An 11,242-nucleotide genomic window follows, 5' to 3' on the forward strand; every position below is an offset into this window, starting at 1 on the left:
ATAATGCCCCGTGTCGGCCGCGAAGGTTGCGCGAGCGGATCGCCCGCGGCTATTGATAAATAAACCGCGGCGGCGCGTGCCTCCGAATGCCCGCAGGGCGTGAGGAGCACGCGCGAGGGAGTCGGACCGACGCAGTCGCGCCGGTCCGACGAGGCTGGGGAGGCGTGAGGTGCTGTGCTGGGCAGAGGGGGACTCACCGGGGCGCCGCGAGGCCGGGGCTTCGGAGGTGGCCGCCGCCGATCTGCTACCGGCTACTTACAATCGAGGGGCCGGAGTTATGACGGCGCGAATCGACCTTGCCAATTAGTTCCAAGGCACTAACGGTCGGAGTTTCGGGTCCGCTCCCCGTCGATCGCCTCCGTTTTTACTATCTGGTCTCGAACTCGAGGTATGACCCGAATCGTCGCCGTCTCCGGCAGCCGGAGCGCGGCCAGCACCACGCGGGCCGCCCTCCGCGTCGCGCTCGACGCCGCGGCCGACGCCGGCGCCGAGACGGACCTGATCGACCTGGCCGCGGTCGACCTCCCGCTGTACCACCCCGAAGAGGACGCCCAAGGCGACAGCGAGGCGCTGAAGCGCCGCGTCCGCGAGGCCGACGGCGTCCTCGCCGGCACGCCCGTCTACCGCGGATCCTACTCGTCGACGTTCAAGAACTTCCACGACTTCTGCGGCTCCGACGAGTACGCAGATACCGCCGTCGGCCTGCTCGCGACCGCCGGCGGCGGCTCCTACGGCGGGACGCTCGAACACCTCCGCTCGACGTTCCGGAACGTCCACGCGTGGACGGTCCCCCACGAGGTCGGGATCCGGGGCGCCTCCTCGAAGGTCGAGACGGGCGGACCGGGAGACGCGGACGCCCCGGACGACGGTCCGCGGATCACCGACGACGACCTCCGCCGGCGCACCGAGCGGCTCGGACGGGTTGTCGTCGAACACTCGGAGCGGCTGCGGGAGTGAGACCGGTCGCGGCCCCGCGGTCGCCGCGCTCGACGCGCCGCAGCCGGCAGAGATTTGCCCCGCGAGACCGATCGTCCCCCGATGAGCCGTATCCGCCCGGACGAGCTGGACGAGCGCCTCGGCACGGACGACGAGCCGTTCCTGCTGGACATCCGCCCCGAGTCGGACTACGGGAGCGGCGCGATCGACGGGAGCCGGAACGTGCCCGTGTACGACGACCTCCGGAGCGGCGACGACGCCGCGCTCCGCCGCCGGCTCGACGAGATTCCCGACGACAGCGAGGTCGTCACCGTCTGTAAGATGGGGATCGTCGCCAAGCGCGCGACCCGCGTCCTCGACGAGGCGGGCTATGAGGCGTCGACGCTCTCCGGCGGGATGAGCGGCTGGAACGGGTACGAGCGGGACTCGCTCGGGTACAAGCTCCGGTCGCTGTGGTGGCGGCTGCGCGGGTGAAGTCGATCGCGTCTGCGAGTTCGTCACCGGCGTCTCGCGACCCCGCCGTCGACGCTCCGCGACCCGCCGGGCTTTTGCCCGGCTCGCGTCTACGTCGCCCATGACCGAACCGGGTGACGACGACCGTGTCCGCTAACCGGAAGGGGGACCGCCGCGAGCGCGAACTGGTGAACGCCCTGGACGAGGCGGGCTTCGCCGTGATGCGCGCGCCGGCCAGCGGCTCCGCGACCGAGCGCGAGCTCCCCGACGTGCTCGCGGGCGACGGCGAGACGTTCTACGCCATCGAGGCGAAGTCGAGCGCGGGCGACCCGATCTACCTCACCGGCGAGGAGGTAGAAGCGCTGTTGTTCTTCGCGCGGAACTTCGGCGCGAAGGCGCGGATCGCGGTGCGGTTCGACCGCGAGGACTGGTACTTCTTCCACCCCGGCGACCTCTACACCACCGACGCCGGCTCGTACCGGGTGAAAAAGGAGAAAGCGCTGGCCGACGGCACCGACTTCCCCGAGTTCGTCGGCGAGACCGAGAAGGTGACGCTCGCGGAAGTCGGCGACGACGGCGACGACGGCGACGCGACCGACCCGGAGACCGAGGAGCGGCGGACGATCTTAGAGGCCGTCCGCGACGGGCACATGCCGGTCGCGGACGCGCTCGACGTGCTGTGACGGTCGGCGCGGCCGCTTTCCCGGGTCGCCTCGACGGTCTGCGGACCCCCTCGCTTATCCCTCGCCGCGTCGAACCTCGGGACGAATGAGCGAGGACTTCGGCCTGCTCGAACCGGCGGACCAGCCCGGCGACGAGTGGGAGAAACTCGACGTCTCCGACACCGAGGCCGACCGGATCGCCCGGCGGCAGGACCGCGAGTTCGACGAGTTCCGCAAGCGGATCAAAGACACCGAGCAGTTCAAGCTCCAGGAGTCGGTGTTCGACGATGCCACGCTGGCGGCGGTGTACAAGCTGGTCCAGGACGGCTACGTCGACGCCTTCGGCGGGCCGGTGTCGACGGGGAAGGAGGCGAGCGTCTTCGAGGCACTCGGCGGGCAGGCGGGCGAGCGGCCGGAGCCGGGGTCGGAGGCGGCCGGCGGCGGCCCCGAGGGCGTCACGCCCGAGCGCGAGGTCGCGGTGAAGGTGTACCGGATCAACTCCTCGAACTTCCGGCAAATGCGCGACTACTTGGAGGGCGACCCGCGCTTCGAGGGCATCGCGAGCGACAAGAAGGCGGTCGTGCTGGCGTGGACGCGCAAGGAGTTCGCGAACCTCTCGCGCGCGCAAAAGGCCGGCGTCCGGGTCCCGGAACCGATCGCGGTCCAGCGGAACGTCCTCGTGATGGAGCTCGTCGGCCACGCCGCGGAGCGCGCAAGGCGGCTGAGCGAGGTCGACGTGGAGAACCCGGAGACCGCCTACGAGGTCGTCCGCGAGTACATGCGCCGGCTGTACGGTGCCGGCCTGATCCACGGCGACCTCTCGGAGTACAACATGATCATCCACGACGGCGAGCTGGTGATCATCGACCTAGGGCAGGCCGTGACGGTTCACCACCCCAACGCCGGGGAGTTCCTCGTCCGCGACTGCGAGAACGTGGCGACGTTTTTCACCCGGCAGGGGCTCGACGTCGACCCTGACGACCTCCGCGCGTACGTGACGGAGCCCGAGGCCGACCCGACCGGGGAGCCGGCGTCGGGCGGGAAGACGGAGTCGAACGCGGAGGCAGACGGGAAGTCGACCGGAGCCTCCGACGAAGCGTAATTCGGGGCGCTTCCGTCGCGGCGTCGAGGCTCAGACCTCGCAGGCGTAGATCGCGGTCGGATAGGTTTCCTCGGACAACCCCTGTACGCGGATCAGTCCCCCGGAGTCCGCGTCCGACGCCGGCGGTCTGATCTCCATACGCGTCGCTCGCGGAGTCGACAGAAAAACCTCATTCCGGTGTGACACGCCTTCGGACGGACAACCGGCCGGAGACCACCGTCACGCGGCCACACGGCGCCCGCCGCGGAACACTCTTAAAAGGCTCCGCCGGGTACTCCGTGATATGCAACACGTGACGGTTCCGCAGGACCGGATCGGCGTCGTCATCGGCGCCGGCGGCGAGACGATGCGAGAGATCGAAGAGCGGGCGAACGTGCGGCTCGACATCGACTCCGAGTCCGGCAGCGTCGCCATCGAGGAGCGCGACGACCCCGTGGCGGCGATGGTGGCCCCGGACGTGATCAAGGCGATCGGCCGCGGCTTCAAGCCGGAGACCGCGCTGTCGATCCTCGACCACGACCTCCGGACGCTCGACCTGGTCGACCTCTCCGAACACACTCGCAACGATAACGACCTCCAGCGTAAGAAGGGCCGGATAATCGGCGAGAACGGCCGGACTCGGGAGCTCATCGAGGAGCTGTCGGGCGCGAACGTCGTCGTCTACGGGTCGACCGTGGGCGCGGTGGGGCAGCCCGATGAGCTGGAGGTGGTGCGGCGCGCTGTCGGAATGCTGCTCGACGGGGCTCCGCACGGCGCGGTGTACTCGTACTTGGAGCGCATGTCGAACGAGCTCGACGACGACGTGAGCTTCAACGCGCCGCAATAACAGAGAATATCTTTTTCCCGTTGCGGCCGCGGTCGCTTTTCGACTAACGACGACCTCTACCGGGGTACGCTGATCTCCGCCAAAGCCCCAGCCTCGTCGGCCTTCCCTCAGTCGGCCGACTCCGGCGAAGGACCTCCGGTCCATCTGGCAGCCGACGCGTTGCGTCGCCGACCTCGCGCGTGCTATCCGGCCGTAGAGCAGCCTCGCAGGCACGCGCCGCCGTAGTTTGGCGCCGCTCAACCTCGGCCTCAACGGTCGAGTTAGCGTACTATATAAAGGGTCGTGTGAACGCACCGCATACTGGCCGATACTCCCCCACCGTGTTGCGATTTCGCACGACCTGAACAAAGGGTTTATATAGAATCACAAACAATCAATGGTCGTAATGTCACAGCGCCAGCGGATGGGCAATCAGCCCATGATCGTACTTTCCGAGGAATCGCAGCGAACATCCGGAAAGGACGCGCAGAACATGAACATCACGGCCGGCAAGGCGGTCGCGGAGTCCGTCCGCACCACGCTCGGCCCGAAAGGGATGGACAAGATGCTCGTCGACTCCGGCGGGTCCGTCGTCGTCACGAACGACGGCGTCACCATCCTGAAAGAGATGGACATCGACCACCCGGCGGCCAACATGATCGTCGAGGTCTCAGAGACGCAGGAGGAGGAGGTCGGCGACGGCACCACCTCCGCGGTCGTGGTCGCCGGTGAGCTCCTCGATCAGGCCGAGGAGCTCCTCGACCAGGACATCCACGCGACGACCCTCGCGCAGGGGTACCGTCAGGCCGCCGAGAAGGCCAAGGAGATCCTCGACGAGGAGGCCATCGACGTCTCCGCGGACGACCGCGACACACTCGTCGAGATCGCCGAGACGGCGATGACGGGCAAGGGCGCGGAGAACTCCAAGGACCTCCTCGCCGAGCTCGTCGTCGACGCCGTCCTCGCGGTCCAAGACGACGACGGCATCGACACGGAGAACGTCTCCGTCGAGAAGGTCGTCGGCAGCTCCATCGACGAGTCTGAGCTCGTCGAGGGCGTCATCGTCGACAAGGAGCGCGTCGACGAGAACATGCCCTTCGCGGTCGAGGACGCCGACGTGGCGCTGTTCGACGGCGCCATCGAGGTGAAGGAGACGGAGATCGACGCCGAGGTCAACGTCACGGACCCCGACCAGCTCCAGCAGTTCCTCGACCAGGAAGAGGAGCAGCTCCGCGAGATGGTCGACCACCTCGTCGACATCGGCGCCGACGTCGTCTTCGTCGGCGACGGCATCGACGACATGGCCCAGCACTACCTCGCGCAGGAGGGTATCCTCGCCGTCCGCCGCGCGAAGTCCGACGACCTGAACCGCCTCGCCCGCGCGACCGGCGGCCGCGTCGTCTCCAACCTCGACGACATCGAGTCGGACGACCTCGGCTTCGCCGGCTCCGTCGCCCAGAAGGACATCGGCGGCGACGAGCGCATCTTCGTCGAGGACGTCGAAGAGGCGAAGTCCGTCACCCTCATCCTCCGCGGCGGCACCGAGCACGTCGTCGACGAGGTCGAGCGCGCCATCGATGACTCGCTCGGCGTCGTCCGCACGACGCTGCTCGACGGGCAGGTGCTGCCCGGCGGCGGCGCCCCCGAGGCCGAGCTCGCGCTGCAGCTCCGCGACTTCGCCGACTCCGTCGGCGGCCGCGAGCAGCTCGCCGTCGAGGCGTTCGCCGACGCGCTGGAAGTCGTCCCGCGCACTCTCGCCGAGAACGCGGGTCTCGACCCCATCGACTCGCTGGTCGACCTCCGCTCCCGCCACGACGGCGGCGAGTTCGGCGCCGGTCTCGACGCCTACACGGGCGACGTGATCGACATGGAGGCCGAGGGCGTCGTGGAGCCGCTCCGCGTCAAGACCCAGGCCATCGAGTCCGCCACCGAGGCGGCCGTCATGATCCTCCGCATCGACGACGTCATCGCGGCCGGCGACCTCAAGGGCGGCGGCACCGACGACGGCGGCGACGAGGGCGGCCCCGGCGGCGCGCCCGGCGGCATGGGCGGCGGCATGGGCGGCATGGGCGGCATGGGCGGCGCGATGTGAAGTTCGGCTAACGCCTTCACCCCCCACCCCGACCGCAGCTGTTCCGCTGGACCGCTTCACCGATCGACCGTCGCGCGCCCCTTCGGGCCACGACGACACGCGATTTTTATCGACGCCGACGCTCCAGCGACGCGACCGTCTCGCTTCCCGTCAGTTACGATCCGCGCTAGCGACTCCCACATTCGGTCCGCGCTAGCGACTCCCACATTCGATCCGCGCGACACGACGGTAACACCCGCGTAACCACTGGACGGCGGTGTCCGCGAGCGGTTAAGTGACTCCCGCCCGTTCGTTCTCCCGACGAGGTTCTCACGTTTACGATGCCACAGCAGAAAGCCGACTATGCCGACGACACCGAGATCAACGCCGAACTGGACGAGCTCCCAGACGACGAGACCGTCGAGGAGACGGTCGCGAACTTAGCGGAGCGCGGCTTCGACGTGCTCGTCGTCGACGACGCCGACGAGGCGCTGGAGACTGTTACCGCCCAGATCCCAGACGAGGCCTCGGTGATGAACGGGCACTCGACGACGCTCGAAGAGATCGGGTTCGACGAGTTCCTGAGCGAGGGCGACCACGAGTGGGAGAGCCTCCCGGACCAGATCTGGAGCATCGACGACGACGCGGAGCGACAGGCCGCGCGGCGCGATTCGCAGACGGCCGACTACTTCCTCGGTGGGATCAACGCGGTCGCACAGACCGGCGAGCTCGTCGCCGCCGACCTCTCCGGCAGCCGGATCGGCGCGTACCCGTTCGCCGCTGGCAACGTCGTCATCGTCACCGGGATCAACAAGATCGTCCCGACGCTCTCGGACGCCTTCGATCGGCTGGAGTCGGTCGCGTACCCGCTGGAGAACGAGCGCGCGCAGGAGGCGTACGGCGCCGAGTCCGCGATCGCGAAACAGCTCGTCTACCGGCGCGAGATCGAGGAGGGCCGGACGACGGTCGTTCTCGTGCGTGAGCAGCTCGGCTACTGATCTCCCGCGGCCGCGCGATACACGCCGACAGAGCACACGATTTCTCCCTTTGGACGACCGCCAGCCCCCACCGTGCGACGCCGAGACAGTGAGACTGTAACCCGTCCCCGATCCCCCGAGGACCGCCGCGTCGGTTCCGCGGTAGCGCCACGCTCGGCGGTTTCGAACCTTTCCCTTCTCGACGGCCTCGCGGCTGGCGGAGTTGCTCGCCGCGAGGATACGGGCCGGGAGGGATTCGAACCCCCGACCGTCCGGTTAAAAGCCGGACGCTCTCCCTAACTGAGCTACCGGCCCAGACGAATCGCCGTAGGGGCAGCCGACGGATAAACGTTTAGAACCGCGGAAGGCGTCGGCGTCGCCACCCGAAACGGTTTCCGACCCCCAGCCGTCGCCGGGAGCATGCCATTCGACATGCGCGCGTTCGCCGCCGAGCTCTGTCGCCACCGGTCGACCGCCGGCGAGGAGGCGGCCGCGGCCGCGTTCGTCGCCGAGCGGCTCGCCGACCTCGGCTTCGAGACGTACGCTTGGGACGCCGACCCCGCCGTCCTCGCGGACCACCCTTCCTTCCCGGACGACCTCGACGCAGCGGCCGTCGACGGGCGGCGCAGCGTCGCCGGCGTGCTCGAACTGGGCGGCGCGGGCGACGACGGTGGCGCGAGCGACGGCGACGACGCGGCCCCCGAGTCCGCCGCCGCCGACCCGGTCCCCACGCTGGTCCTGAACGGCCACCTCGACGTCGTGCCCGCGGAGGCGGCGGAGTGGTCGAGCGACCCCTTCGAGCCGGTCTGGCGCGACGCGTCGGAGCGAAACGCGGACCCGGCCGCCGCCGACGAGGGCTGCGACACCCTCACGGCCCGCGGCGCGGCCGACATGAAGTGCGGGCTCGCGGCCTGCGTCGGCGCCGCCGTCGATGTCCGCGACGGGGTCGCCGACGGCGCAGTCGACCTGCCGCCGTCCGGGCTCCGACTCGTCGTCGAGGCCGTCGCCGGCGAGGAGGACGGCGGGTACGGCGCCGCGACCGCCGCGCTCGCGAACCCGTACCCCTTCGAGCGCGACGCGGCGATCGTCGCCGAGCCGACCGAGCTACGTCCCGTCGTCGCCTGCGAGGGGTCGCTCATGGCACGGATCGAGATCGACGGCCGGAGCGCCCACGCGGCCACCCGGTGGCGCGGCGAGGACGTGCTCCCGCGCTTCGAGGCCGTGCGGGAGGCGTTCGCGGACTTGGAGACCGAGCGCGGCGAGTCGGTCTCGCACCCGCTGTACGGGTCGTTCGCTGTTCCGTGGCCGGTCGTCTGCGGCCGGGTCGAGGCGGGCTCGTGGGCGTCGACGGTCCCGGCGACGCTCGAAGCGGAGTTCCGGATCGGCGTCGCGCCCGGGGAGACCGTCGCGGAGGTGGAGGCGGCGTTCCGCGAGCGCCTGGACGACGTCGTCGACGCCGACCCTTGGCTGCGCGATCACCCGCCGCGGTTCGAGCGGTTCTCCGTCCAGTTCGAGCCGGCCGAGGTCGCCGTCGAGGAACCGGTCGTCGAGGCGGTCCGTGCCGGCCTCGTCGCGACGGGGCTCCCGGACGTCGAGCCGCGGGGCGCGACGTACGGCGCCGACTCGCGACACTTCGTCGCGGCCGGGATCCCCGCGGTGCTGTTCGGGCCCGGTACCATCGACGAGGCGCACTACCCCGACGAGACGATCGCGTGGGAGGAGGTCGTCCGGGCACGCGACGCGATCGCCGCCGCCGCAGGACGGTTCGCGCGCGACTACGCGGCGTAGTCGTCCGGTGACGGGCAGTTCCTACCGGTCGCCGTCGAGGTACTCGTCGACCGCGTCGGCGACGATCGACCCCGGATCGACGCTCTCCATCGACGCCCGTCGGCGCAGCTCGACGTACGTCTCCGCCGGGAGCCGGACCTGAAGCCGACCGAGTTCGACCCCGGCCTCGCGGACGGCGGCCTCGACCTCCGCGCCGTCGTTGACCCCGGACGCGATCGCGCGGACCTCCCGCACGGTGAGGTCGCCGTCGATCGTCGCCCACGCGAGCAGGTAGCGGTCCCGCCCGCCGAGCCGCGCGACGTGTTTCGCCGCGCTGGGGGCGATTCGCCCGTTGGCGACCTGCCGCCGGATCGCCTGCGGGAGGTCGTGGACCCGCGCCCACTTCCGGATAAACGCGACGCTCACGTCGTCTCCGGCACGTTCGGCGGCTTCCTTGTACGACCCGACACCGCGGACGAGCGCCGCGCAGGCGGCGGCGCCGCGCAGCATCAGGACGTTGTCGTCGTCGCCGACGTCGCCGGCCGCGAAGCGGCCCACGGTCCTCGCGGCCTCGGCGACGCTGTCGGGGTCGTTCGGGTCGAACCCCACCGCGTCCGCGGCCCGGTCGCCGGTCACCGACGGGTCCGACCGGACCACCGGTTCGCCGACGGGGGACCGTCGGTCAGCGCGTGACTCCTCGGTCATACACACACCTTCGGGGCCGCGAATATAAACGCCGGGCACCGGGGCGGAACTCGCTCGAACGCCGGACGCGCCGGATCGCCGGGGGTCGATGCGCTTCGCGGTCCGGACCGGTCGTCGGCGCTCGACGCTACTTCGGGGTCCGGGCCGCCCCGTCGTCACCCTCGTCCGTTCCCCTCGCGTACAGGAGGTACGAGTACGCCACGGTGACCGCGGCGGTCGCGAGCGCCGGGCCGACGAGGAAGTACACGGCGTACTCGCCGGCGAAGAGACCGACGGCGGCGATCGCGGCCGAGAGCTTGAACAGCCGAGCACCGAGCGCGTGGGTGCGCTCCCAGACGGCGTCGTCGCTGAGCGTCCACGGCGTCCGGATCCCGAGGAACCAGTTCGGCTCGACGTGCGGGAGCAGGGTCCCGAGGTAGTAGAACAGCGCGGCGCCGCCGGCGGCCGCGACCGTCGTCACGTCGACCGCGTAGCCGAGGTTGACGGCGAGCACGGCGAGGTGGAGGGCGACGAGGAACGCCGTGAGGACGACGACGAACCGGTCGTAGTGGACCCGGAACGCCGCGACGTTCTCCCGCAGGGGATCGATCCGCGGGAGCACGGCGAACAGGCCGATCAGTCCGGCCGCGAGTCCCGGCACGAGCCACATCCCGGCCGTCCGCGAGAGCGTCTCGGTCGGCTCGCCGGCGGCGTTCCACTGCGTTACCATTCGCTGCGGGAGGTCCGGTGCGACTGCGAGGCTTGCGGCGGCGCCGACGGCGACGAGGAGGACCGCGACGCCGAACCGGAGCCGCGTGGAGAGCACGGATTCGGAGGGCATGCGGCCGGAGACACGCGCCGAACCGATAAAAGGTACCCACCCGTGCGACTCCGACCCGAAGACCCCGGCGCGACGCAACCCTTACCGGTCGTGACCGCCAACTCTGGCCATATGACCGACGAACGCGACGACGACGGCCACGAGTTCTCCTCGGGGCAGGGCGTCGACGCCGACTACGACGCGTTCACGCTCGACCCGCCGGAGCTCGGCGAGGACCCGAGCCGCGTCGACCCGGTCGACTCCCGGGTGCTGACCGAGGAGCTGGACCGCCGGAACATCGGCAGCGAGGACGTCGACGTCGAGCAGCTGATCGACGTGGGCCTCTCGTACATGGGGATCAACCGGTTCGAAGAGGCGACGGAGACGTTCGAACGCGCCGCCAACTTCGCCGAGGAGGACTCGCTGGAAGCGCAGGAGGCGTGGGTGAACAAGGGCGCCGCCCACGCCCAGTTGGAGGAGTTCGACCAGGCGATCGGCGGGTATCAGGAGGCGCTCCGGATCGACGAGGAGTCCGAACACGCCGCGACCGCCGAGACGAACCTCGCGTACTCGCTCTGGGAGTCCGGCCGGAGCGAGCAGGCGCTCGAACACGCCGAGCGCGCCGTCGAGACCGACCCGCGCTTCGCGGAAGCGTGGTACAACCGCGGGTTCCTGCTGGTCGAGCGCGGGCTCGCCGAGGACGCGGTCAAGTGCTTCGACAACGCGATCCGCCTCGGCTACCGCGACGCGGGGGTCCTCGAAGAGAAGGCGCGCGCCCTCGAGGAGGCCGGCGAGCACGAGCAGGCCGAGGAGGTCGCCGACCGCGCCGAGGAACTCCGTCGCGAGGCCGAAGAGCAGATGGTCGAAGAGCAGACTGGGCAGGCCCCCGGACCCGGCGGGCAGGGTCGTCAGGGCTGTCGCGGCGCTCCCGGCGGACAGGGCCGTCAGGGCGGGCAGGCCGGCGG

At 70.3% G+C, this 11,242-nt stretch carries 11 protein-coding genes and 1 tRNA gene; 9 read left to right on the forward strand and 3 right to left on the reverse strand.

Going from position 1 to position 11,242, the window contains the following annotated elements:
* The first annotated feature begins 390 nt into the window (after nucleotides 1-390).
* From B9G49_RS10415 to B9G49_RS10445, 7 genes are all read left to right on the forward strand, one after another.
* Nucleotides 391-957 (forward strand): NADPH-dependent FMN reductase, encoded by a 567-nt coding sequence (locus B9G49_RS10415; RefSeq protein WP_049932033.1) that lies wholly within the window; start codon nucleotides 391-393, stop codon nucleotides 955-957.
* Nucleotides 958-1,038: 81 nt separating this feature from the next.
* Complete coding sequence (locus B9G49_RS10420; RefSeq protein WP_049932035.1) at nucleotides 1,039-1,410, forward strand: rhodanese-like domain-containing protein; 372 nt, start codon at nucleotides 1,039-1,041, stop codon at nucleotides 1,408-1,410.
* Between the two features lie 113 nt (nucleotides 1,411-1,523).
* Nucleotides 1,524-2,072 carry a Holliday junction resolvase Hjc gene (hjc, locus tag B9G49_RS10425; protein WP_049932036.1) on the forward strand — a complete coding sequence of 183 codons (549 nt, stop codon included), beginning with the start codon at nucleotides 1,524-1,526 and terminating at the stop codon, nucleotides 2,070-2,072.
* Nucleotides 2,073-2,157: 85 nt separating this feature from the next.
* A complete protein-coding gene (rio1, locus tag B9G49_RS10430; RefSeq protein WP_086216315.1) occupies nucleotides 2,158-3,153 on the forward strand; it encodes a serine/threonine-protein kinase Rio1 in 996 nt (331 codons plus the stop codon).
* A gap of 283 nt (nucleotides 3,154-3,436) precedes the next feature.
* Nucleotides 3,437-3,979, forward strand: a complete 543-nt coding sequence (locus tag B9G49_RS10435) for a KH domain-containing protein (protein ID WP_086216316.1) — start codon at nucleotides 3,437-3,439, stop codon at nucleotides 3,977-3,979.
* A 418-nt stretch (nucleotides 3,980-4,397) separates the two neighbouring features.
* Nucleotides 4,398-6,050, forward strand: coding sequence for a thermosome subunit alpha (thsA, locus tag B9G49_RS10440; protein WP_080508593.1), 1,653 nt, complete (start codon nucleotides 4,398-4,400; stop codon nucleotides 6,048-6,050).
* Between the two features lie 320 nt (nucleotides 6,051-6,370).
* Entirely contained in the window at nucleotides 6,371-7,027 is a 657-nt protein-coding gene (locus tag B9G49_RS10445) for a lactate utilization protein (protein WP_086216317.1), read from the forward strand.
* Nucleotides 7,028-7,247: 220 nt separating this feature from the next.
* On the opposite strand, the gene B9G49_RS10450 is transcribed toward B9G49_RS10445, so the two are convergent.
* Nucleotides 7,248-7,321, reverse strand: a tRNA-Lys gene (locus B9G49_RS10450).
* Between the two features lie 105 nt (nucleotides 7,322-7,426).
* Between B9G49_RS10450 and B9G49_RS10455 the strand changes: the two genes are divergently transcribed.
* Nucleotides 7,427-8,794, forward strand: a complete 1,368-nt coding sequence (locus tag B9G49_RS10455; RefSeq protein ID WP_086216318.1) for a M20/M25/M40 family metallo-hydrolase — start codon at nucleotides 7,427-7,429, stop codon at nucleotides 8,792-8,794.
* 21 nt (nucleotides 8,795-8,815) lie between these two features.
* Here B9G49_RS10455 and B9G49_RS10460 read toward each other — a convergent pair whose 3' ends face one another.
* Complete coding sequence (locus tag B9G49_RS10460; protein ID WP_086216319.1) at nucleotides 8,816-9,478, reverse strand: hypothetical protein; 663 nt, start codon at nucleotides 9,476-9,478, stop codon at nucleotides 8,816-8,818.
* 127 nt (nucleotides 9,479-9,605) lie between these two features.
* Entirely contained in the window at nucleotides 9,606-10,298 is a 693-nt protein-coding gene (locus tag B9G49_RS10465; protein ID WP_086216320.1) for an SdpI family protein, read from the reverse strand.
* Nucleotides 10,299-10,409: 111 nt separating this feature from the next.
* Here B9G49_RS10465 and B9G49_RS10470 point away from each other — a divergent pair.
* A partial coding sequence (locus tag B9G49_RS10470; RefSeq protein ID WP_086216321.1) for a tetratricopeptide repeat protein occupies nucleotides 10,410-11,242 on the forward strand: 833 nt, incomplete at its 3' end.

Source organism: Halorubrum sp. SD683, from assembly GCF_002135045.1.
Classification (GTDB): domain Archaea; phylum Halobacteriota; class Halobacteria; order Halobacteriales; family Haloferacaceae; genus Halorubrum; species Halorubrum ezzemoulense.